This window comes from Mesorhizobium sp. RCAM 05104, from assembly GCF_059683645.1.
Genome location: NZ_CM185033.1, coordinates 6,786,143 through 6,810,402, shown reverse-complemented (window position 1 = coordinate 6,810,402; position 24,260 = coordinate 6,786,143). Strand labels below are relative to the sequence as shown.

Annotated in this window: 16 protein-coding genes and 1 pseudogene; 7 read left to right on the top strand and 10 right to left on the bottom strand. The window is 63.5% G+C overall.

Features of this window, described 5'->3' with window-relative positions; genetic code table 11:
• Positions 1–24: 24 nt before the first annotated feature.
• A complete protein-coding gene (locus AC56QP_RS33215) occupies positions 25–345 on the bottom strand; it encodes a 2Fe-2S iron-sulfur cluster-binding protein (protein WP_091575073.1) in 321 nt (106 codons plus the stop codon).
• Positions 346–445: 100 nt separating this feature from the next.
• Complete coding sequence (locus tag AC56QP_RS33210) at positions 446–814, bottom strand: Hpt domain-containing protein (protein WP_489861702.1); 369 nt, start codon at positions 812–814, stop codon at positions 446–448.
• Between the two features lie 273 nt (positions 815–1,087).
• On the opposite strand from AC56QP_RS33210, the gene AC56QP_RS33205 reads away from it, so the two are divergent.
• Together AC56QP_RS33205 and AC56QP_RS33200 are read left to right on the top strand one after the other, a co-directional pair.
• Positions 1,088–1,699, top strand: coding sequence for a hypothetical protein (locus tag AC56QP_RS33205; RefSeq protein ID WP_497109008.1), 612 nt, complete (start codon positions 1,088–1,090; stop codon positions 1,697–1,699).
• Positions 1,671–7,343 carry a kinesin gene (locus AC56QP_RS33200; RefSeq protein ID WP_497109007.1) on the top strand — a complete coding sequence of 1,891 codons (5,673 nt, stop codon included), beginning with the start codon at positions 1,671–1,673 and terminating at the stop codon, positions 7,341–7,343. The genes AC56QP_RS33205 and AC56QP_RS33200 overlap by 29 nt, the downstream gene beginning before the upstream one ends.
• A 146-nt stretch (positions 7,344–7,489) precedes the next feature.
• Here AC56QP_RS33200 and AC56QP_RS33195 read toward each other — a convergent pair whose 3' ends face one another.
• Genes AC56QP_RS33195 through AC56QP_RS33180 form a run of 4 tightly spaced genes read right to left on the bottom strand, consistent with a single transcriptional unit; the run spans position 7,490 to position 11,570 of the window.
• A complete protein-coding gene (locus tag AC56QP_RS33195; RefSeq protein WP_489861704.1) occupies positions 7,490–8,140 on the bottom strand; it encodes an ABC-type transport auxiliary lipoprotein family protein in 651 nt (216 codons plus the stop codon).
• Positions 8,141–8,177: 37 nt separating this feature from the next.
• Positions 8,178–9,551, bottom strand: a complete 1,374-nt coding sequence (locus tag AC56QP_RS33190; protein ID WP_489861705.1) for an MlaD family protein — start codon at positions 9,549–9,551, stop codon at positions 8,178–8,180.
• A 14-nt stretch (positions 9,552–9,565) separates the two neighbouring features.
• Positions 9,566–10,381 (bottom strand): ABC transporter ATP-binding protein, encoded by an 816-nt coding sequence (locus AC56QP_RS33185; protein ID WP_489861706.1) that lies wholly within the window; start codon positions 10,379–10,381, stop codon positions 9,566–9,568.
• Between the two features lies 1 nt (position 10,382).
• Entirely contained in the window at positions 10,383–11,570 is a 1,188-nt protein-coding gene (locus tag AC56QP_RS33180; RefSeq protein WP_489861707.1) for an MlaE family ABC transporter permease, read from the bottom strand.
• A 76-nt stretch (positions 11,571–11,646) separates the two neighbouring features.
• On the opposite strand from AC56QP_RS33180, the gene dgcA reads away from it, so the two are divergent.
• The gene (gene dgcA, locus AC56QP_RS33175; protein WP_489861708.1) at positions 11,647–12,630 is read left to right on the top strand and encodes an N-acetyl-D-Glu racemase DgcA; all 984 of its coding nucleotides are present in this window, start codon (positions 11,647–11,649) and stop codon (positions 12,628–12,630) included.
• On the opposite strand, the gene AC56QP_RS33170 is transcribed toward dgcA, so the two are convergent.
• A complete protein-coding gene (locus AC56QP_RS33170; RefSeq protein ID WP_489861709.1) occupies positions 12,601–13,815 on the bottom strand; it encodes an MFS transporter in 1,215 nt (404 codons plus the stop codon). The genes dgcA and AC56QP_RS33170 overlap by 30 nt on opposite strands.
• 125 nt (positions 13,816–13,940) lie before the next feature.
• Positions 13,941–14,723, bottom strand: coding sequence for a UDP-2,3-diacylglucosamine diphosphatase (locus AC56QP_RS33165; protein WP_489863456.1), 783 nt, complete (start codon positions 14,721–14,723; stop codon positions 13,941–13,943).
• Between the two features lie 153 nt (positions 14,724–14,876).
• On the opposite strand from AC56QP_RS33165, the gene AC56QP_RS33160 reads away from it, so the two are divergent.
• From AC56QP_RS33160 to AC56QP_RS33145, 4 genes and pseudogenes are all read left to right on the top strand, one after another.
• Positions 14,877–15,656 (top strand): SDR family oxidoreductase, encoded by a 780-nt coding sequence (locus AC56QP_RS33160; RefSeq protein ID WP_489861710.1) that lies wholly within the window; start codon positions 14,877–14,879, stop codon positions 15,654–15,656.
• A gap of 176 nt (positions 15,657–15,832) precedes the next feature.
• Positions 15,833–18,157 (top strand): NADP-dependent malic enzyme, encoded by a 2,325-nt coding sequence (locus AC56QP_RS33155; protein WP_489861711.1) that lies wholly within the window; start codon positions 15,833–15,835, stop codon positions 18,155–18,157.
• A 193-nt stretch (positions 18,158–18,350) separates the two neighbouring features.
• On the top strand, positions 18,351–19,031 hold the full coding sequence (locus AC56QP_RS33150; RefSeq protein ID WP_489861712.1) for an outer membrane protein: 681 nt from the start codon (positions 18,351–18,353) through the stop codon (positions 19,029–19,031).
• A gap of 198 nt (positions 19,032–19,229) precedes the next feature.
• A pseudogene (locus AC56QP_RS33145) lies at positions 19,230–20,448 on the top strand (DUF2865 domain-containing protein).
• Here the strand turns inward: AC56QP_RS33145 and gltX are convergent.
• Both gltX and AC56QP_RS33135 read right to left on the bottom strand, forming a co-directional pair.
• Positions 20,366–21,739: a glutamate--tRNA ligase gene (gltX, locus tag AC56QP_RS33140; protein WP_489861713.1), complete on the bottom strand. Its 1,374-nt coding sequence runs from the start codon at positions 21,737–21,739 to the stop codon at positions 20,366–20,368. The pseudogene AC56QP_RS33145 and the gene gltX overlap by 83 nt on opposite strands.
• A 429-nt stretch (positions 21,740–22,168) precedes the next feature.
• Positions 22,169–23,974, bottom strand: coding sequence for an ABC transporter ATP-binding protein (locus AC56QP_RS33135; protein WP_489861714.1), 1,806 nt, complete (start codon positions 23,972–23,974; stop codon positions 22,169–22,171).
• Positions 23,975–24,260 lie beyond the last annotated feature (286 nt).

Here is a 24,260-nt window from a genome sequence, read left to right as displayed (position 1 = left end):
AGCAGTCGGCAAAAAACCGGTGTCTCAGCCCTGGCGGGCGGGCACGCGGACAACCAGGCCGTCAAGCGCGTCGCGCACCTTGATCTGGCACGACAGCCGCGAATTCGGCTGGACGTCGTAGGCGAAGTCCAGCATGTCCTCTTCCATCGCTTCCGGTTCGCCGACGAGCGCCGTCCACGCTTCGTCGACATAGACATGACAGGTCGCGCAGGCGCAGGCGCCGCCGCATTCCGCCTCGATCCCTGGCACCGCGTTGCGGATCGCGTTCTCCATGACCGTCGAGCCGTTTTCGGCGTCCATGTCGAAATGTGTGCCGTCATGGGCGATAAAAGTCAGCTTGGTCATTTTTCACCTGAAGGGAGTCCCAGCCGAGATAATCACTCCGGCAGACAAGTCAACTGCCGCGCGAAAGCGCCGCTCCTTGACGTTTTTCCGCAAACCGGGCTCAGCGATTGATGGCGGCGATGAAATCGCGCACTTCGTCGATCAGCCCGCCAAGCCGCCTGAGCGTCTGATCGTCTTCCGGCCGATGCTCGATCTCGGTGGCGCAATCGGCAATGGCAAAGGCACCCACGCCCCGTGCCGACCCCTTCAGCCCGTGCGCGAGCAGGAGGCGGTCCTTGACATTGGCGTCGACTATTCTGTCGCGCACCGACAGCGCCTGTTGTACAAAGAGCGCCAGCACCTCCTGCTCGAGGCTGCGGTCGCCCATCGTCTGGCGGGCAAGATGTGCCAAATCGACCGGCCGTGACCGCCTTGGACCGGATACGTCGCCCCCGGGCATTGAGAAGGCAATGCCGCTTTCGCCACGCATGAATTTGGAACTCCGTTTGTTCGACCGCCCGAAAACCTAGGCGAATCCAGTGGACAACGGGTTAATAGGTGGCCCGGAAAAATGTTGCGAAAGCGGCGCCGGAATCACGGCTCTGTTAACCTTATATTTAAAGTTTTACACATCTCGCGGAATGCATGTTTTCTTTACCCCCCTGTGTCATTACGATACGAGGGGTCCATTTTCAGCCTCCTGCGCGGGGGTACGACAAACAGAATTATAAGCCCGCGGCAGCTAGTACAGGGTAGCGAAGGCATGGCGAAGAAACCAACGACGACGAGAACTCTCGACAACGACGTGGCCAGGGAGCTGGAAAAGGCGCTCGATATCGACCTCAGCGGCGATATCGGCGGCGGCGACCTCGACATCGCTGCTTCGATGGAAGATCTGGAAGCGCAGATATCCCAGGCCGCCGACGAATTGGCGCGCGAGGGACGCAATCAGAAGCCGGAGCCCGCCGTCAATCAGAGCCAGGTTGCGAAGCCCGCGCCCCAGGCCAAGCCTGCCGAATTGCGTCCCGTTGAAACACGCAATGGCGCCCAGCCCGCCGGTTTCGCGCCAGCCAATGACGATCGCCAGAAGGACTACAAGACGCTCCTTCACGGCCTCAACAGGCGTGCCTCGAACACCATTTACTGGGTCATTGCCTTTGTCTCGCTCGCCTGGATCGCCGGCGCCGGCGGATTGGCCAATCTCCTTTTCGGGCCGAGCATCTGGAGGATCCGTACGGTCGACCAGTTTTTTGCCCGCCCCGAACTGATCGGCCTCGCGGTCGCGGCGGTTGTGCCCGTCATCTTGTTCTGGGCCTTCGCGGCGATGATCTCGCCGCGCCCAGGAAATGCGCATTGCCGCCCAGTCGATGACTGAAGTGGCGTTCCGCCTGACCGAGCCGGAAAACCTTGCCCAGGACCGCGTCATGATGATCGGCCAAGCCGTCCGCCGCGAAGTCGCGGCCATGGGCGAAGGCATCGAACGCACCCTTGCCCGCGCCGTGGAGCTGGAAACGCTGGTCCACAGCGAAGTCAACCAGATTGAACGCTCCTATTCGGAAAACGAATCCCGCATCCGTTCGCTCGTCGACGGGCTCGGCAGCGAGCGCGAAGCCGTTGTCACCCACGCCGAGCGGGTCCGCGCCTCGATCACCGGGGCGCATGAGACGCTGAAGGACGAGATTGGCGCCGCCAGCGACATCATCCGCGACAGCATCCTCAATGCTTCGACCAAGCTGTCGATGACGATCACCAATTCCGGCGACACCCTCATCGACCGTATCAATGAAAGCTCGATGTCGATCTTCGATTCGGTGGAAGGCCGGCTCGATTCGATCACCGACCGGCTGTCGACCTCGGGTGAGGCCTTCGCCAGCCTTCTCGACACGCGCATTGCCAAGTTGACGGACACCACGGACGGTCTGACACGGTCGTTGACCGACCTGCTCGACGATCGCACCACCGGCATGGTGTCGCTGCTTGGCGGCGCCGCGCGCACGCTGAGTTCCGAATTCGAAGCCAGCCTCAGCGGCATCGAGCGGACGTTGGCCGAACGCGGTCAGGCGCTGATCAGCGAATTCCAGACCCGCGCCGAGGCGCTGGACACCGGAACGCAGAAGCTCAATGCGGCGCTCGAGGCCCGCGCCCGCCAGATCAACGAGACGCTGGTCGAACGCGCCCGCGAAATCGCGCATACCTTTGCCGAGAGCAAGGACACGCTGTCGGCGATGATCGATCAGGGCAAGACCCAGATCGGCGCCGACATGGCCGACATCGTCACGTCGACCTCCTCCATGCTCGAAGCCCGCGCCAGCGATTTCGCCGGCCGCATGGAAGCGGCGCGTCATGTCGTCTCGCGCTCGTTCGACAGCGACATCCAGCGGCTTGCCGATGCCCGAGTCGGCATCGAAGAAGCCGTCGAAAACCACAGCCGCAAACTTTCCGAAAGCCGCGACCGCATGGCCGCGGCCATGGAGGCCGACCTGGCGAAGTTCGCCGAGGGCCGCGCCGGCATCGATGCGGCGGTAACCAACCAGGTGCAGAAGCTGGCCGAAGGCCGCAACCTGATCTCGCGCGCACTCGAAGAGGATCTGCGCAAGGTCAATGAATCGAGGGCAGCCATCGACGCGTCGCTGGGCAGCCATCTCGAACGGTTGGAAGAAGGCCGCAACAGGCTGGCCAGCGCCTTGAACGAAGACTCCGGGAAATTGGTGCAAGCCCGTACGATCATTGATGAAATGGTTGCCGGACACGTCGGAAAATTGGCTGAAGGCCGCAACATCCTGTCGCGCGCCCTGGAGGCTGATCTCGGCAAATTGTCCGACAGCCGCGCCAGCATTGACGGCCTCGTCGCCGGCCAGGTCGAGAAGATCGCCGAGGGCCGCGCCGTGCTCGCCAAGGCGCTGGAAAACGACATCATCGGCATCAAGAGCCTCATCGAAACCCATTCCGCCAAGCTGGCGGAGGACCGGACGCAGCTGTCCCGCTCGCTCGACGATGATCTGTCCGGCATACGTGGCCTGATCGAGGGCCATTCAGGGCGGCTGGCCGAGGACCGCAGCCTGCTGTCGCAGACACTTGAGGCCGACCTTGCCAAGCTCGCCGAGAGCCGCTCGAGCATTGATGGCCTCGTCGCCGGCCAGGTCGAGAAGCTGGCCGAGGGCCGTGATATCCTCAAGCGTGCCCTTGAATCCGACCTGAACACGATCAAGGGCGTCATCGCCAGCCAGTCGGAAAAGCTGGCCGAGGATCGCGGCCAGCTTTCGCAGGCCCTGGAAACCGATTTGCAGAATGTGAACAGTGTCATCGCCGATCACATGAACAGGCTTGTTCAGGATCGCTCGACCCTGTCGAAGGCACTCGAGGATGACCTCGCCAAGCTGGCCGAAAGCCGCTCCAGCATCGACGGACTGGTCGCCGGCCAGGTCGAGAAGCTGGCCGAGGGCCGCGACATCCTGCGGCGGGCGCTCGAAGCCGACCTCAATGCGGTCAAGAGCACCGTTGCCGACCAGTCGCAGAAACTGATCGACGACCGGGCACAGTTCGCGCGGGCGCTCGAAGCCGACCTCGAAAGCGTCAACGGCCTGGTCAACAGCCATTCCGAACGGCTCGCCCAGGATCGTTCGACGCTGTCGAAGGCGCTCCAGGCTGATCTTGAAAACGTCGGCGGTCTCGTCAACAACCACGCGGAAAGGCTCGTTCAGGAGCGTTCGACCCTATCGAAGGCGCTTGAGGACGACCTCGCCAAGCTGGCCGAAAGCCGCTCCAGCATCGACGGTCTGGTCGCCGGCCAGGTCGAGAAGCTGGCCGAAGGCCGCGATATCCTGAAGCGCGCGCTGGAAGCCGATCTGGCCAAGCTGGCCGAAAGCCGCTCCAGCATCGACGGCTTGGTCGCTGGTCAGGTGGAGAAGCTGGCCGAGGGCCGAGACATTCTCAAGCGCGCCCTCGAAGCCGACCTGCAGAAGCTCACCGAAAGCCGCGGCGACATCGACAACGTCATCGCCGGACATGTCGGCAAGCTGGCCGAAGGCCGCAATATGCTGAGCCGCGCGTTGGAAGACGATCTCGGCAAGCTCGCCGAAACCCGCAAGGACGTCGACCGCTCGCTGTCGGGCCACATCGACCAGATCGCCGCACGAAGCACCAGCATTTCCGATGCGATTGCTGCCGACGTCGAGAAGATCGAGCAGGCGTTCAGCCGCCAGACCGGCATCATCGAGGAACGCGCCGGCACCATGGAGCGGGCGCTGTCGACAGGTGTCGACAACGTCCGCAGCGTTCTCGAGAAGAGCGCTGTCTTCGTTGCCGGGGCGTTGCGCGAAAAGGTCCTGGAGGTCACCAGCACGCTGCATGAGCAGGCCGGTGCGGCGTTCAGCGACGCCGACCGCAGGATCGCCGAGCGCGCCGAGCAGACCTCCGCCGCCCTGCTGGCGAGGGCCGAAGACATCGCCCGCACCTTCGAGGAGGCCGATCGTCGCCTGCACGCCCGTGCGGAAGACACGTCGAACGCCCTTCTTGCCCGCGCGGACGATACCTCCAGTTCCCTGCTGGCTCGCGCCCATGAAACCGCCGATCAACTGGCCGCTCGTGCAAGTGAGATTGCCGGCACCTTTGACGTGGCGGACCAGAAGCTGGCCGCCCGCGCCCAGGAGACCGCCGATCAGTTGAGCGCCCGCGCAAGCGAGATTGCCGGTACCTTCGATGCCGCCGACCAGAAGCTGGTCGCCCGCGCCGTCGAAACGGCACAGTCGCTCGCCGCGCGCGCCGGCGACATTCTGCGCAACTTCGAAAGCGCCGACCAGCGGCTCGGCATGCGCATCGGCGAATCGGCCGAAGCGCTTGCCGCACGTGCATCGGACCTTGGCCGCATCTTCGACGCCGCCGACCAGCAGCTGGTTTCTCGCATCGCCGAAGGTTCCGAAGCACTGTCGAGCCGTGCGTCGGAGATCGGCCGCATCTTCGACGATGCCGATCAGCGCCTTGTCTCGCGCATCGCCAGCAGCACATCGACGATCGGCGAGCATGCGGAGACCATCGTCGGTGCTTTTGCCAGCACCGAGCAGAGGGTCGCCGACCGTGCGCGGCAGACCGGCCAGGAACTGGCCGTGCATGCCCGCGAGATCGAGCAGGCGCTTGCCGGTGCCGACGAACGGCTCGCATCGAGCGCGGCGGCCGCGGCCGCCCGTGTCGAGGAGCAGATCGCCGGTGTCGAGAACCGTCTCGCCTACACGGCCGAGACGATGGGCCAGAAGCTCAACGAGCAGGTGTCGAGTGCCGAGGCGCAACTCGTGTCGCGCGCCAACGTCATCGCGGAGACCTTCACCGCGGTTGGCCAGCATATCGGCCAGAGCACCAACGACGCCGCCAAGACCATCGGCGCCAATACCCGCGAGCTCAACTCCATGCTCGCGGCGCGCTCGGCCGAAATGTCGAAGATCCTCGACGAAACCGCGCGGCCTTTGGTCGAGCGCTTCGCCCAGGGCGGCTCGGAACTGCAAAAAAGCATGGAAGAGGTCACCGAACGCGCCACGGAAAAGCTGCGCAGCGAGAACGCAGCACTGGTCAACGCGCTCGCCAGCCGCACGGCCGAGACATTGTCGGCCGTCGAAGGCGCTCGCTCGTCGCTGTCCGACAGCGTCGCCGACCTCATTGGCCGCATGACCAAGTCCAGCTCGCAGCTCGGTCAATTGATCGAACAGGCCGCGGTCAATCTCGGCCAGGTCGACGAACGGCTGAGCGGCAGCACGCAAAGCTTCGCCGCCACCACGGAAAAGGCCGCGCAAACCTTCGCCAGCTCGGCGCGGCTGGTCGATTCGAACACGACAAGGCTGACGGAACTGTCATCGTCCACCTTGCGCGAGGTCGCATCGATCGCCACCAAGTTCGACGAACACAGCCGCCTGCTGTCTAGTGCTTCGGACCTGCTGAGCTCGGCCCAGAGCAATCTCGAGCACACGCTCGAAAGGCAATCGTCGCTCGAGGACCTCGCCGTCGGCCTGGTCAAGAAGTCGGAGGATCTTGAAAAGGTCATGCGCTCGTTCGAGAGCCTGGTCGGCCAGACGCTGCAGAACGCCGAGGGCAAGACGATGGAGTCGGCGGACAAGATCCGCAACGCCATCACCGAAGTCGTCGATTCGGCAACCAAGCGCTTCGCCGATGCGACCGAGGAGATGCGCCGCACCGCGGGCTCGATCAAGAGCGAGCTCGACCTCACCCGCGCCGAACTCAAGAAGGGCGTCATCGAGATGCCGGAAGAGGCAAAGGAATCGACCTCGGCCATCCGCCGTGCCGTTTCTGAGCAGATCAACGCCTTGAAAGAGCTTTCGGACATCGTTGCGAAGTCCGGCCGCGGTGGCGATACCTCTGAACCGCGCAATCTGCGGCCGGCGCCGCAAGCGCCGGCCGCACGCACCCCCGAGCCACCGCGTCGCGCGCCGGCACCACAGCCGGAGCTTCGCACACCTCAGGCGCCGTTGGGCGGCCCCGCGCTGCGCGGCACGCTCGACCTCGAGCGTCCGGCCGAGGCGGCACCGCGCCAGCGTGCTGATGCCAGCGCCCGTACGCCGCAAGGCGGCTGGGTCCGTGATTTGCTGAGCGGGGCATCGCGCGAAGAGGAAGCCAGGCCGGCAACGCCAGCGGAAGCACCGCGTGCGGCTCCTGCCCAGCGCTCGCCGCTGCACGTCGTGGAATCGCTGAACTCGCTGTCCGTCGATATCGCGCGGGCGATCGACCACGATGCTTCGATCGAGTTGTGGAACCGCTATCGGCGCGGCGAGCGTGACGTGTTCACCCGGCGGCTCTACACGCTGAAAGGTCAGCAGACGTTTGACGAGATCCGCCGCAAATATCAGGCGGAGGCCGAGTTCCGTGCCGCCGTCGACCGCTATTGCGACGATTTCGAGAAGCTGCTCAAGGATGTCGCGCGCAACGACCGCGACAACATCATGGCGCAGACCTATCTGACGTCGGACACCGGCAAGGTCTATACCATGCTGGCCCACGCCAGCGGCCGCCTGCACTAGCCACGCCTCTCTGCAACAAACAAAAAGGCGGGAAATTTCCCGCCTTTTTCATTTCGATCGATTTGTTGTGCTGGCACGTCTGCGGTGTCGCCTGGAGAAGACTTCAGCGCTCTCAGAAGCGTTGCGCGATCAATCCCTTACGGAGATCAGATGACGGAATCGGTCCAGCGCACGATCTGCTTGGCTGCATCCCCGAACGCATTGTCGAGCGCATTGACATAGGCGGGATTGCCGCTGCCCGAAACGGGCGCGGATGCGGTGAAGCTCTTGGAGGCACGCACCTCGCCGTTGCGGTCGTTCAGGATGCGCACGAACAGGTCGACCTCGGCATGCTCGCCGCCGTCGACGCGCACTTCGAACGAACGGACCTCGACGATCACCTGGTAGTCGATGGCCAGGCCCTCGCCCGGCTTGCCGACGCCGGCAAAGCTGCCTGAGCGCTGGAAAGTCTCGGCCAGCCGCGCCTGCACGATCAACGGCAGTCGGTCGGCCCACTGCGCGCCCTTGAGATACTGGATCGAACGATCCGAAGGCTTGATGACGATGTTCTGGCTGTCCAGCGCCTTGAGCGCGGAGGGCTGGGCGATGAGAATCTGGCGGCGGCTGTGGCCGCGTGCGTCGATCGACGGCGCCGAAAGCTCGAACGTATCCAGCGGCGCAGGCTTGCCGCCCAGCGCCGCGCAGCCGGCAAGCGAGAGCGCAAGCAGTGCCGCAGCCGATGTCAACCCGCTCGTTCTCACCCACACCGACTTCACGCGCGATCCTCGTTGTCCCCGGATCGTAAGATCAATCCGCATCCGCAGCTCATGTTCTTGGGGCGAGCGGCGGCCGAAGTCAACGCCGCGCCCTGCCATCGAATTGCCGAACCTCGCCATCGCCACCCGAAAGGATGCGCTGCGGGTTTCGGCTGAGATCGGTCACCGCCTCCTCGATGCGGGTGATCGAACGACGGCTGTCCTGCACCAGCGCCTCGACGTTTGTCAGGCCCTGGCCCGAGAAACGCGCCAGATTGTCGGTTATGACGCCGAGGCGGGAATTCAGCGTGTCGGCAACCTGCTTGAACGACTTCATCGTCGCCCTGGCGTCGGCCATCACGCCATCGGCCTGCCCCGAACCAAGCAAGGTGTCGACCTTGGCGAGGATACCGTCGACACGCACCGAGGCGTCGTTGAGTCGTTGGGCAAGCTGCTTGGCATCCTTGATCGTCTGGTCGATATCATCAGCCCGGTTGGCGAACTTGTCGGTCACCTTGGCGATGTCCGCGGCAGCCTTGTCGGCGTTTTCGCTCGCCTTCTGGATGTTGGCCAGAGCGGTGCGCACCTGCGCCGGATCGATGCCGTCCAGCACGCCGTCGACCTTGGCCAGCGTGCCTTGCGTCTGCTTGGCGAAATCGTTGACCGACCCGACCGCCGTATCGACGTTCTTGATGACGCTGTCGAACTGCTTCGAGGTTTCCTTGAGGTTTGACGTCACTGTATCGACATTGGCGACGATGCTCTTGATCTGGTCCTTGTCGACGGCATTGAGCAGGCCTTCCGCTGCCTTCAGCGTGCCGTCCAGCTTACCGGAAACGCCCTTCAACTCGTCGGCCAGCGCACTGACGCTGGACAGGAACTTGTCGATGCCGTCGGAATTCTTGGCCAGCGCATCGGAGAAGGTCTGCACGTTCTTGACGGTGTCGGTCAGCGGCCCTCGGACATCCTTGGTGAAGCCTTCAAGCTCGCTCAGTACCTTGTCGGCGCGGGTGAAGATGTTCTGCGCGGTCTGCAAGAGATTGGTTACCGCCGAGGGGTTGGCAACGATCTCGGCGACCTTGCCTTCCTTTTCGGCCTGATCGAGGAGTTTTACTTCCTTGGGGTCGGCACCCTTGAGTTCGATATTTGCCTGCCCGGTGAGACCGGCAAGGCCGATATCGGCCTGCGTCGACTTGGTGATCGGCGTCAAGCGGTCGATCTCGGTGTCGGCAATGGCGACCGTCGGATTGTCGACATCGATATAGACGCGCCTGACGTCGCCCACCTTGACGCCGTTGAACAACACGAAACTGCCCCGGCCAAGCCCGGAAGCCGAGCCCGGAATGCGCACGCGCAGCAACGTGGTCTCGCCCTTGTCGCCGATCGCCGCCGTCCAGTAGACGAAGGCGAACGCCGCCAGGATCGCGACCAGCGTGAAAATGCCGACAATGACGTAGTTGGCTCTGGTTTCCATTGCTTCACTTATGGCTATGCGCGCGCCGCAAGATCAAGTTGCCGGGCGCGTTTTCCGCGGAAATAGGATTTCACCCATGGCTCCTCGCTCTTCAGCATGTCGTCGATGGTGCCTTCGACCAGCACTCTCTTGTTGCCGAGCACGGCCACGCGGTCGCAAGCGGTGAACAGCGTGTCGAGGTCGTGGGTGACCATATAGACGGTCAGGTCCATCGTATCGCGCAGCTTGACCACCAGTTCGTCGAATTCCGCCGCGCTGATTGGATCGAGGCCGGAGGTCGGCTCGTCGAGGAAGACGATGTCGGGGTCGAGCGCCAGCGCCCGTGCCAGCGCCGCCCGTTTGATCATGCCGCCCGAGAGTTCGGAGGGGAATTTTTGCGCCGCGTCCGGCGGCAGCCCAACCAACTCGACCTTGAGCATCGCCAGTTCGTCCATCAGCTTTCGCGGCAGGTCGAGATACTCGCGCATTGGCACCTGGACGTTTTCCATTACCGTCAGCGCCGAAAACAGCGCGCCGTGCTGGAACAGCACGCCAAGCCGCATGTCGATACGCAGGCGTTCCGCGTCGCTCGCCTTCTCGACATCCACGCCGAACAGCTTGATCGTGCCCGACCGCTTGCGCGTCAGGCCGAGAATGGTGCGCAGCAGGACCGACTTGCCGGCGCCCGAGGCGCCGACAAAACCGAGAATCTCGCCGCGCCTGATGTCGAGCGACAACTTGTCGAGAATCACCTTGTCGGCGAAGGCCACGGTGATGTCGTGCGCGGAAAGCACGATATCGCCCTCGCCCGTGTCGTCCGCGATCGCCTTTGTCCTGCTCCGCAGCTTCATCTCAGAACTCGATCGCTGCGTAGAAGATGGCGAACAGCCCGTCGAGGATGATGACGACGAAGATCGACTTCACCACCGAGGCGGTGACGTGCTGGCCGAGCGATTCGGCGCTGCCGCCGACCTTCATGCCTTCAACCGAGGCGATCGTGCCGATGATCATGGCCATGAATGGTGCCTTGATCAGGCCGGAGAAAATCGTGCTGAGGTCGATGGCGACGCGCAGCCGGTCTATGAAGGCGGCAGGCGCGATATCCGAATAGAGCCAGGCCGCGAGAATGCCGCCACCGAGCGCGGCGAAATTGGCGATGACGGTCAGGCAGGGCAAGGCGATCACCAGCGCCACCAGCCGCGGGAAGACCAGGACGCCGATCGGGTTGAGCCCGATCACCTTCAGCGCGTCGACCTCCTCGCGCATCTTCATCGAGCCGATCTCGGCGGTAATAGCACTTCCGGAGCGACCGGCGATCATGATCGCCGTCATCAGCACGCCGAGCTCGCGCAGGATAAGCACGCCGACGAGGTCGACGACAAAAATGTCGGCGCCGAAATAGCTGAGCTGATAGGCGCCTTGCTGGGCAACGATGGCGCCGACGATCGCCGACATAAGCACCACCACCGGAATGGCGCCGACGCCCATGCGGTCTATCTGGTTGAAGATCGCCGCGGGATTGACGGCATGGCCGCGGCCGAGCTTCATCTGCGCGCCGCGGATGGTGGCGCCGAGGATGTTCATCGAGGCGAGGAAGTCGTCGCGCATCTCATAGACGCGCCGGCCGACCGCCTCCAGCGTGCGAATGATAATGTTGGGCGGCCGCACCGGACCGGATTCGGATTCGCGCCGAACAGCCTCACCCACGGCGTCGAGCAGTATCGAAGCGATCTCGCTTTGGCCCTGCATCTGGATTTTGACGCCCTTTTTCTCGAAAGCGCTGACCAGCCTGTCTATCAGCCAGGCGCCGGCGGTATCCATCTTCTCGATGTTGGAAAGATCGAGCGCCAAGGTCTTGAAACCACTCCGTTTCTCGATCTTGCGCATATCGGTGTCGATCAATGCGACGGTGCGTGTCGTCCAGATTCCCGAGAACGCGCAACCCAGAACGCCGTCCTCCTCGCCGATCGCCACGCGCGGTTCGTGGTCAGCCTCCCCCGCGGTCGTGCCGCTTGCGTCGCGCTTGCCGATAGTCAACATGGCGTCCTGTTTAGCCTGACGGGTCTGACCTGTCGATTTGCCGACAGCGCTTGTCGCACAGCCGGAGCAGAAAAATATGGCGCGTGTCATTTCGGTTGAGGCCGAACGTTTTCCGATCGCCGGAACCTTCACCATTTCACGTGGTTCGAAGACGGAAGCCGAGGTCATCACCTGCGCAATCAGCGAGGACGGTCACACGGGCCGTGGCGAATGCGTCCCCTACAAGCGCTATGGCGAAACCATGGATGGTGTGAATGACGCGATCGAGGCGATGCGCGACCGGATCGCCGGCGGCATCGGCCGGACAGCCTTGCTGGACGCCATGCCGGCAGGCGCTGCCCGCAACGCCATCGACTGCGCTCTGTGGGATCTGGAGGCAAAGATCAGCGGAGCACCCGTCGCCACCGCGATTGGCGCCGTTCCGCTATCGGAACTCGAAACCGCCTACACGTTATCGCTCGGCGAACCGGAGACGATGGCGGCGCAAGCCCGCGCCAATGCGGCGCGGCCGCTGCTCAAGGTCAAGATCGGTGGTGACAACGACGTCGCGCGCATCCGCGCCGTCCGGCAAGCGGCGCCCGACAGCCGCATCATCCTCGACGCCAACGAGGGCTGGACCGACGAGAACATCGCTGCAAACCTTGCCTTTGCCGCCGAGCAAGGCATCGCGCTGATCGAACAGCCGCTGCCGGCCGGCCACGATGAGATCTTGCGCCATATCGCGCATCCCGTGCCGATCTGCGCCGATGAAAGCGTGCACGAGGCGAAGGACCTTGCCGCGCTTGTCGGCCTCTACGACGCCGTCAACATCAAGCTCGACAAATCGGGCGGCCTGACGGCGGCGCTCGTCCTGCGCGATCGCGCCCGCGAACTCGGTTTCAGCATCATGGTCGGCTGCATGGTCGGCACGTCGCTGGCGATGGCGCCGGCCGTCCTGCTGGCCCAAGGCGCCGACTTTGTCGACCTCGACGGTCCGCTGCTGCTTGCCCGCGATCGCGTGCCCGGTCTTGTCTACCAGGGATCCCTGGTATCACCCCCTGATACGGCCTTGTGGGGCTGAGCGCGCCGCAAGTCCGATGAGGACCAATCCGATCAAGGCGATCGGGATCATGGCAAAGAAGCCGTCGACGCCGAAATGGTCGTAAAGCGGGCCGGATGCCAGCGTCACCACCGCCATGAAGAACCCGTTGGAGAAATAGGCGATGCCTTGCGCGGCACCTGTCTGCTCCTCGGAAATCGTTTCGCCGATCATCTTCTGCAGGCCGATCAGCACCAGCGCCACCGAGACCGAATGCAGCGTCTGGACGCCGAAAAACCCGGCAACGCCGAGGCCAAGCGGCCAGACCAGGGGAAAGGCGATCCACCGCACGACGGCCCCAACCCCTGCCATCATCATGATCGTCACGACCGAAAATGCGCCGAAGAAGCGGGTGAACATCATGAACATGCAGACTTCGGACACCACGCCCCACGCCCATAGCAAGCCGACGACCGAATCGCCGATACCGATCGATTTCCAGTAGATCGAGACGAATCCGTAGAGGAATGCGTGGCTGGCGGTGATGACGCCAACGCCGATGGAAAAATACAGGAAATATGGGTTGAGGAGTTTTGGCGCCGACTGCTGGATGTCGGTGGCCGAAAGCGGCGAGGCACGGCGCGGACGGCCAAGACGGGGCGCCAGCAAGCCGGCGGCAAGTGCCGCGGCAAGTGCCACGAAAATGATTACCGGAACGGCCCGGGCGCCGGTTGCCGACAGGATGAAGCCGCCTGCAATGTTGGCGAACAGGTAGGAGATCGAGCCCCATTTGCGCATGCTGGTGTAGTTCGAGCCGAAGCGGCGCACGCCCGACAGCGCCAGCGAATCGGCGATCGGCGAATGCGGCGTCCAGACAATGGTCAGCGCCAGCGACACTGCCAGCACCATGGCATAGGTCGGTGTCAGGAAATAACCTGCAGACAAGAGTAGCGCGGCCGCCACCAGCGCGACATAGACATCGGCGCGATCCCTGGCCCTGTCGGCCAGCGCGGTCAGCAACGGCGTCGTCACCACCCGCAGGAACATCGGTGCCGCCAGGATCACGGCGATCTGCTCGGCATGGAAACCCTTGGCCTGCAGCCACAGCGGGAAGTAAGGCAGATGCGTTCCGAGCGGCACGAACAGTGTCGCGAAGATCAGGCTGATGCGCAGTTCGAAATGGCGCGGCTTGACGAGCTGTTCGGGCGAAAGCGGCGGCAGGGACATGAATCGATCCAATAACGCTGCACTCGACCGGCCGGCAACGCGTATCGATCCCTTAACATGGGTGAAAACCGGGCGAAACCGGTTGGCCTAATCGATTGATCCCAGAGCCGAAATGAACTCCGGCGCTATGCCGCCTGCCCCACCCGGTCCTCGATGAGCATCGGGATGAAGGGCTCGTCCGGCGCCTCGGGCAGCACCTGCGCCCAGGTCAGGATCTCCAACCGGCCGTCAAAGTGCTCGACAACGGCGGTGCAGCTTTCCACCCAGTCACCGGTGTTGATGTACTGGACATCGCCAAAATTCTCGATGGCGGCATGATGGATATGGCCGCAGATGATGCCGTCGACATGCGAGCGGCGCGCTTCCTCCGCAAGCATGGTCTGGAACGACCCGATGAAGTTCACCGCCTTCTTGACGTTGGCCTTGGCCCAGGACGAGAACGACCAATACGGCAGGCCGAGCAATTGGCGAAGCCGCGTGACGACCCGGTTGACCAGCATCGCCGCATCATAGGCGTGGTCGCCAAGGTATGCGAGCCAGCGCGCGTTGTGGACGACGGTATCAAACTGGTCGCCGTGGATGACGAGCAGGCGTTTGCCGTCGGCGGTTTCGTGGATGGCGCGGTCGGCGACGACGATGCCACCGAAATGCACACCCTGGAACTGGCGAGCGAATTCATCGTGGTTGCCGGCGATGTAGGTGATGGTGGCGCCCTTGCGCGCCTTGCGCAGCAATTTCTGCACGACGTCGTTGTGGCTTTGCGGCCAGTGCCAGCTCCGCCGCAACCGCCAGCCATCGACGATGTCACCGACCAGATAGATTATGTCGGCGTCGTGATATCTAAGGAAGTCGATCAGGAATTCGGCCTTCGCCGCCTTCGATCCAAGATGGACGTCGGAAATGAACATGCTGCGGAAAGTGCGGGGCTCTTGGCCGGACATCGCGATTTCACCGTTGCTTTCGCCCAGCCTATGCCCCGATTCATGCAACAACCGTATGACGGTTGCGATTGGTCCAGCCGAGGGACTAGCTTGCGGCCGGCTCAAGAGGAGAAAATCGACATGGATCTCGGTATTCGCGGAAAGAAGGCTATCGTCTGCGCTTCGAGCAAGGGGCTTGGGCGCGGCTGCGCCATGGCGCTGGCCGAGGCCGGCTGCGACATCGTCGTCAACGGCCGCAACGCCGAACTGGTGGCGAAAACCGCCGCTGAGCTGCGCGAGCGCTATGGCGTGGCGGTCAAGGAGGTAGTCGGCGACGTTTCGAAACCCGAGGTGCAGAAGGCGCTGCTCGCGGCCTGTCCGGACCCGGACATTCTCGTCAACAACAATGGTGGCCCGCCGCTTCGCGATTTCCGTGAACTCGATCGCGCGAAGATTCTCGAAGGCGTCACCCAGAACATGGTGACGCCGATCGAGCTGGTGCAGGCCGTCATCGACGGCATGGCGGCGCGTGGCTTTGGCCGCATCGTCAACATCACCTCGCTGTCGGTCTACGTTCCTATCCCCGGTCTTGATCTCTCTTCGGGCGCGCGCGCCGGCCTGACGTCGTTCCTCGCCGGCGTGGCACGCACGGTGGTGGATCGCAACGTGACCATCAACAGCCTGCTGCCGGGCAAGCTTGATACCGACCGGCTGCGCGGGCCGCATGAGGCCGGCACGGTCGAAGACCCCGCCGCTGCCGCCGCGCGCAAGACCCGCATCAGTGCCGATGTTCCGGCCAAGCGGCTCGGCACGCCGGAGGAGTTCGGCCAGATCTGCGCCTTCCTGTGCTCGGTCCATGCCGGCTATATGACCGGGCAGAACATACCGGTCGACGGCGGTCTCTACGTCAGCGCCTTTTGATCGGCACGCCGATCAAGCAGCAAGACTCATTTGGCATAAAATCCGCATAAGCATTTGATATATAGTCATTTTGGACGCGCCGCCGGGTAGAGCTGTCGGCGCGTCATTTAGCGTCGCGAAAAAGCTTGGCCGCATGCTAAAAGGACTCTCCAGGCAGATTTCGAGGGAGCGGCCGCATGGAAGGCGAGAACAAGAAGACGGCACGTTCGGATCTCGATGAAGCCGCCCTCTACTTCCACAAATATCCAAGTCCGGGAAAGCTCGAGATCCAGGCGACCAAGCCGCTGGGCAACCAGCGCGACCTTGCGCTTGCTTATTCGCCAGGCGTCGCCGCCCCTTGCCTCGAAATCCGCGACGATCCGGCGACCGCCGCCGACTATACGGCGCGCGCCAATCTGGTCGGCGTCGTCTCCAACGGATCGGCGGTGCTCGGCCTCGGCAATATCGGACCCCTTGCCTCCAAGCCGGTCATGGAAGGCAAGGCTGTCCTGTTCAAGAAGTTCGCCGGCATTGATGTGTTCGACATCGAGATAGACGCGCCCGGGATCGAGCGCATGGTCGAGACGATCTCGGCGCTGGAGCCGACCTTCGGCGGCATCAACCTCGAGGACATCAAGGCGCCCGAGTGCTTTGAGGTGGAAGAGCAGTTGAAAGCCCGCATGGGCATCCCAGTCTTCCACGACGACCAGCATGGCACCGCCATCATTGTCGCCGCCGCCGTGCTCAACGGGCTGGAATTCGCCGGCAAGGCCATTTCGGACATCAAGATCGTCACCTCCGGCGCCGGCGCGGCCGCCATTGCCTGCCTCAATCTGCTGGTTTCGCTTGGCGCGCGGGTGGAGAACATCTGGGTCACCGACCGTTTCGGCGTCGCCTACAAGGGGCGCATCGACGAGATGGACCGCTGGAAAGACCCCTATGTGAAGGACACCGAGGCACGCACGCTGGCCGATGTCATCCCCGGCGCCGACGTCTTCCTCGGCCTTTCGGCGGCAGGCGTGCTGAAGCCGGAACTGCTGCAACACATGGCGCCAAAACCATTGATTCTGGCGCTGGCCAACCCCAATCCGGAGATCATGCCGGAGGTGGCAAGGGCCGCCCGGCCCGACGCGATGATCTGCACGGGGAGATCGGATTTTCCCAATCAGGTCAACAACGTACTGTGCTTTCCTTACATTTTCCGCGGTGCGCTGGACTGCGGCGCGAGCGCCATCAATGAAGAGATGAAGATGGCCGCGGTACGAGCGATCGCGGCGCTTGCCCGCGAGGAGCCTTCGGACGTGGCCGCGCGCGCCTATTCCGGCGAAACGCCGGTCTTCGGACCCGAGTTCCTGATCCCCTCGCCCTTCGATCCGCGCCTGATCCTGCGCATCGCCCCGGCCGTCGCCAAGGCAGCCTGCGACACCGGTGTCGCCACGCGGCCGATCACCGACTTCGCCGCCTACATCGACAAGCTCAATCGCTTCGTCTTCCGTTCCGGACTGGTGATGAAGCCGGTGTTCTCGTCGGCCAAGGCCTCGACCGCCAAGCGTGTCATCTATGCCGAGGGTGAGGACGAACGCGTGTTGCGCGCTGCCCAGGTGGTGCTTGAGGAAGGCATCGCCGAGCCGATCCTGATCGGCCGGCCGCATGTGGTCGAGGTCAGGCTGAAGCGCTACGGATTGCGCATCAGGCCCGGCGTCGATTTCGGCCTGATCAACCCGGAAGACGACCCGCGCTACCGCCACTATGTCGATCTGCTAATCGAACTCGCCGGCCGGCGCGGCGTGACGACGGAGGCCGCGCGCACCATGGTGCGCACCGACAACACGGTCATCGCGGCACTCGCCCTGAAACGCGGCGACGCCGACGCCATGATCTGCGGCCTCGAGGGCCGCTTTGCCCGCCATCTGCGCAATGTCACCCTGATCATTGGCCCGCGTGCCGGCATCAGGGATCATGACCTGTCGACGCTTTCCATGCTGATCTCGCAGCGCGGCATCATCTTCCTCACCGACACCTATGTCTCGGTTGATCCGACGGCAGAGGAGATCGCGGAGATGACCATTCTGGCAGCGGAGGAAATCAGGCGCTTCGGCATCGAGCCCAAGGCTGCCCTTCTGTCGTTCTCGGATTTCGGCTCGCGCGATGCGCCGAGCGCGCTGAAGATGCGGCATGCAGCGGCGATCCTGGCGCGGATTGCGCCCGAGTTGCAGTGCGACGGCGAGATGCATGCCGACTCGGCCCTGTCGGAGCAGTTGCGTCAGCGCGTCTACCCGCACTCCCGGCTGAAGGGCGAAGCCAACCTGCTGGTATTCCCGAATCTCGACGCGGCCAACATCACGCTCACCGCGCTTCGCACGATGATGGATGCACTGCATGTCGGTCCGATCCTGCTTGGCACCGACAAGCCGGCACACATACTGACACCGTCGGTAACCTCGCGCGGCGTGGTCAACATGACAGCGCTGGCAATCGCCGAAGCTGCACAGCAGGCACAGGCGATCGCCAATCTGGGCTAATTCAGCTCCTGCTGGTTCGGCTTGGCCAAGCCGCGAAGGTGGCCCGCACGGTGCTCCGACACAACCTTGTCCGAACAGGTGTTGCAGGCCGGCAACTTTTGATTGCGAAAATTTGGCGCTTGCCGAAGGTGGATTTCTCAGGGAAGGCCGATTTGATAGAGTTCAGTCGTCTGGTTTGGCGGCGAGGATTACCATGAGAGGCCTGTTGCTTGCATCTGCAATGCTGTCCCTGGTCGGCGGACATGCGTTCGCCGCTGACGCTATTGGTGCTGAACCCACAACCGTCCACGACTGGTCCGGCGTCTATGCCGGCGGGCATCTTGGCTACGGTTTCGGTAGATCCGACGCGGTTTTCAGTTCGCCCAACACACCAACGTTTCAGGCGAGCCAGGACTACAACATCGACGGTTTCCTGGGCGGCGTTCAGGTCGGCTACAACTACCAGATCAATTCCGTGGTTCTTGGCGTCGAGGCCGACATCGCAGGCGCCGACATCAAGGGGAACTCGAACGAAATCAACGTTGGCGTTCGCGGCGATACTTACGACACCAAGGTGGACTGGTTTGGAACGCTTCGCGCGAGGGCAGGCTATGCGTTCGATCGCACCCTGGTCTACGGGACCGGTGGTTTGGCGTTCGGGAGCGTCGAAAACCGGTATCTCGACGGCCCCCTCAACAGCTTTTCCGAGAAGAACACCAAGACTGGCTGGACCATCGGCGCCGGCCTGGAGCAGGCGCTCACCGACCATTGGTCCGCGAAAGTCGAATATCTGTATGTCGATCTGCGAGACCAGACCATCGACTACGGCGGCAGTAACACCGTGTTCGGCAATACGTTCAATGCGGTCAAAATCGGTATGAACTACAAGTTCTGACCGCGACCCGGAAACGGCTGACCCATGTGTCCTTTGCGTCGCTTGGCAGATTGAAATTAGCGCATTGTCATGACGTCAAACCACGGAAGACGCATTGATCACCGGGCTTTAACGCCGGTGCTCGGGCCATGCCCGAAATAGACGGTTAACCGCGAACGGGGTAGCCTCGGCGACCATAGGCAAGCGGGGTTCAGGAGAATGACAAGCGGAGGGTGGAAGCAGGCGCATGCTGCCGTGCTGCTTGGCCTCTTGCTTTCCGGCGCCACGGTCACCGAGCCACAAGCCGCCCCGCGGGTCTGCCGCCAGTTGGAGGCCGATCTTGCCGCTGCCTCGCGCGGTGGCGGTGGCGGCCCAGCGCTGGTCCGGAAATACGACGCCGCCATCGCCAGGCAACGCGAGCAGATCTCGAAGGCCCGCGGCCAGTCCAGCAGCGCCGGCTGCGGCTTTTCGCTGTTCGGCCGCAACGTCAATCAATGCGCCGGGCTCAATGCCACCATCGAGCGCATGAATGCCAATCTCGATGCCCTGCAGAGCAAACGCGAGCGGCTGGCCGAAGGCGGCGGCTCGCGCCGTGATCGCGGACGCATCCTGGCGGCGCTCGACGCCAATGGTTGCCGGGACGACGACGCCACAATTGTTCCACCGGGCGCACCGCTGCAGGAAGCCAATCGCGAAGACGGCAACGCAAACCTGTTCGACCAGCTTTTCGGCGGCAATAGCCGGCAGATCGATTCACTCGACACACTCGACCAGTCTGACGATCCCGGCGAGGAGCGAAACGTCCGCCGAGTGCTCAACCAGCCCGGCATACCGGACTTTCCGAGCGTCGGCGGCCAGTTCCACACCACGTGCGTGCGCACCTGCGACGGCTACTTCTTTCCGATGTCGAATGCCGCCTCGGTCAGCGATTTCGAACGCGACCAGAAGAATTGCAGAATCGAGTTGCCCCGGCACCGAGATGCAGGTTTTCTATGCGCGCGGCATGGACGACGATTCGGCGTCGATGACGTCATCGGTCACCGGCAGGCCTTACAGCGAATTGCCGACCGCCTATCTCTACAAGCAGTCCAACATGTCGCGGCCGCCGGCCTGCGGCTGCAACGCGGCGCAGAATTTCCAGATCATCGGCGGCAATCCGCCGTATCAGCAGCAGTCGCGGCCCGAAGCCGACGCGGCACCGCTCGTTCCGGTCCCGGTTTCCAAACCCGATCCGGGCACCGACCCGGAGACGCTGGCGAACATTGAAGGCGGACTGGACCGCGACGCGATCAAGCGGCTTTCCGTCAAGCCGGTGACTTCGCCGGTGTCCACTGTGCCGCCGGAGCAGCGCAAGGTCAGGGTCGTCGGGCCAGCGTTCCTTCCCGACCCATCAGCGGCAATAGATCTGCAAGCTCCGGCCCCGAAGGCAGTCCGGTAAGGGCGAGCCTGAGCGGCATGAACAACGCCTTGCCCTTGCGGCCGGTCGCTTCCCTGATCTTGCCCGTCCAGTCCTTCCAGATCGTCCCGCCCCAGGGCTCCTCCGGCAACAGGTCGAACGCCTGACCAAGGAAATCGCGGTCGTCATCGGAAAACTCCGGCTTCTCCTGCGGCCCCTCGCGCAGGATACGCCACCAGTTCACGGCATCGGCCAGCCTGTCGAGATTGCCACGCACTGTCAGCCAGAAAGGTTCGGCTTGCTCACCTGAGACGCCAAGCACGATCAGCCGGTCTCGCGCCTCGGAGAACGGCATATGGTGCAGCAGCGCCCGGTTGAGCACGAACAGCTCGTCCGGATCGAACTTGGCCGCGGACTTCGATGTCGCCGCCGGATCGAAGCGTTCGGCAAGCTCGGGCATTGTCGGCACCGCAGAAACGTTCTCCGAGGTGCCCACCAGCACGGCAAGCGAAGCGACGGCCATCGGCTCGATCCCGTCCTCGCGCAGGCTCTCGATGGAAAGCGCACCGGTGCGCTTCGACAGTCCTTCGCCCGATGCGGTGGTTAGAAGATTATGGTGACCGAAGACCGGCGGCTCGGCACCCAGTGCCTTGAACAGGGCGATCTGCACGCCGGTGTTGGTGACGTGGTCGTCGCCGCGGATGACATGGCTGACGCCCATCTCGACGTCGTCCACCACCGAAGGCAGCGTATAGAGATAGGTGCCGTCCTCGCGCACCAGGACCGGATCGGACAGCGAGGCCAGATCGACGGTTTCCTCGCCGCGCACCAGATCGTTCCAGTGGACCTCGGTGCGCTCGGGTTGCTGCGGATCGCTCGAAAAATTGGGTAGCAGGAAGCGCCAGTGCGGCCGGCGGCCGTCGGCCTGGTATTCGGCGATCTGCTCTCGTGTCAGCGCCAGCGCCTCACGGCCATAGACCGGCGGAAGGCCGCGCGTGCGGCGCACCTTGCGCCTGAGATCGAGCTCCTCGGGCGTTTCGTAGCAGGCATAGAGAACGCCGGCCGTCTTCAGCCTCTCGACCGCCGCGTCATAGACCTCGAAGCGCCGCGACTGATATTCGGTGGCGTCCGGAAAAATACCCAGCCAATGCAGGTCGTAGAGGATGGCGTCGGAAAATTCCTGCTTCGACCGGACAATGTCGGTGTCGTCGAAGCGCTGGATGAAGCGGCCCTTGTTGTTCAAGGCGAACAGCCAGTTGAACAAAGCGGTGCGCGCATTGCCGATATGGATGCGGCCGGTCGGCGACGGGGCGAAACGAACGGTGACTGTCATGAACGGGGCGTACCGGATGCTTTTGTGATTGACAAGACGCGCCCCCGCGATGTGCGGCAGACATAGAACATGGCGCGCGCAATGAAAAGACCGGGGCGGCGTGGGTCTCGGGCGGCGCATAGGCGGCGGCCAGTCCGGCGACGCCCGCCATGACCGAGGTTAGCCAGCCGCCGGAGCCGACGCCGGTCGTCGGTCGCCCATCAACTCACCCATAAAGGTGTCGCCGGAGCGGCCGCTTGCGTGACCTCATCGGTTCGCGAGCGGACCATCGTCCCTCCGCCATAGCGGAAGAAGACATTCCTGTAGGCGAAAAGCCGAGGCATGAATTTGCTCTGCGTCTGCCCTTCGGCTCGGCCCTGCTATTGCGTACCCCGCGCCACCTCGCCCGGTAGAGGTGACCTGCGGCCGAAGCTGGAGGCCAACCCCAGGTCAGCCGACAAGTCCCTTGGTCAGCTCAAGCGCCTGGCGCTCGAACAGGCGGCGGTAGATGCCGCCCTTGAGCCGGATCAGCTCGTCATGGGAGCCTTCCTCGACGATGTTGCCGCGATCGAAGACCAGCAGCCTGTCCAGCGCCCGCACCGTCGAAAGCCGGTGCGCGATCACCAGCGTGGTGCGACCGACCATCAATCGTTCCATCGCCTGCTGGATCAGCACCTCCGATTCCGAATCGAGGCTTGATGTCGCCTCGTCGAGGATCAGGATGCGCGCATCGGCAAGGAAAGCGCGCGCGATCGCCACGCGCTGACGCTCGCCGCCCGAGAGTTTCACGCCGCGTTCGCCGACCAACGTGCCGTAACCCTTCGGCAGACTGGTGATGAAATCGTGCGCGCTCGCCAGCCTCGCGGCATGCTCGATCTCGTCCTGCGTCGCCGTCGGTCGGGCATAGGCGATGTTTTCGGCCAGCGACCGATGGAACAGGATCGGCTCCTGCTGGACGATGGCGATCTGCCCGCGCAGCGATGCTTGCGCCACCTGCGAGATGTCCTGGCCATCGATCAGGATCTTTCCCGCGTTCACGTCATAGAGCCGCTGGATGAGCTTGACGAAAGTCGTCTTGCCCGAACCCGAATGACCGACGAGCCCGACACGTTCACCCGGCGCGACATCGACCGAAAAGTCGCGATACAGCGGAGATCGGTGGTTGCCATAGTGAAAGGTGACGTTGTCAAAGCTGACGCGTCCCTGCGTGATCCGGATCGATTTGGCGCCGGGCCGGTCCTCGATGCCGAGCGGTTCGGACTGGAAATCGACCAGTTCCTCCATGTCGTTGATCGAACGCTGCAGATTGCGGATATGGGTGCCGATATCCCTGAGATAGCCCTGCAGCACGAAGAACGAGGTCAGCACGAAGGCGACGTCGCCGGCGCTTGCCTGCCCCCACGACCACAGCATCAGCGCCAGGCCGATCACCGCGGCGCGCATGACCAGCAGCAGCGCCCCTTGCGTGGTGCCGTTGATCGTGCCGCGCACCCAGGTGCGCCGCGTGCGCGCACGCCATTTGGCGACGACCCTGGCGAGGCGGCGCTCCTCGCGCTCCTCGGCACCAAAGCCCTTGACCACGGCGTTGCAGCTCACCGCGTCGGCCAGCGAACCGCCGAGGCGCGTGTCCCAGGTGTTGGCAAGCCTCGCCGCCGGCGCGACATAGCCAAGCGACAGCATCGCCGTCACCGTGATGAACAGCACCGACCCGGCGGCAACGACCACGCCCATCAGCGGCCAGAACCAGCCGAGCAGCAGGGTAGAGCCGACGAGCATGACGACCGACGGCAAGAGCGCGATAAGGATGGTGTCGTTGAGCAAGTCGAGCGCCCACATGCCGCGCGTCACCTTGCGCACGGTCGAGCCGGCAAAGCTGTTGGCGTGCCAGTCGGTGGAAAAGCGCTGCACGCGGTGGAAGGCATCGGCGGCGATGTCGGCCATCATCTTCAGCGTCAGTTCGACGATCCCCATGAAGGCCAGGTTGCGCAGCACGACGCCGGTAAGAGCCAGGGCGATCAACATCGAAAACGCCGTCACCGCGGCATTCCAGGCAATCGCGTCCGCGCCGGCGCTGCTGGCTACGGCATCGACCAGCCGGCCGGAATAGAGCGGCGTCAAGACGTCGGCCAGCGTCGACAGCAGGAACCCGCCCATGATGAGCGAAAGCCGCCACGGCTGGCGCCGCCAATGGGTGAGCGTGAAGCCAAGAACGCTGCGAAAGGCGCTCGCGCGCAAATCGATTCTAAAACGAGCCATGATGTCATTCGGGCGCAAACGAGCCCGATCCCGGTAAGGTCGAAAAATTGAAGAAGCCGCAAGGGGCCAACAATTGCCCAGAATGCGGAGTGGCATATTTGGCGTCGCGCCCGCAGTCGGGCGGCGAACGGCATCGGCAAAAGCCTGTTCTCGATCCGGCTTCGGCACGAAGGGTAAACCCTCGCGGAGCGCCTGATGAGACCTAGGCTTCGCGGCCTCGCATTACCAATTGAAATACTGCCATTCAGACCTCCCGCAAATCAATCGCGGAGACGCCCTTATAGAG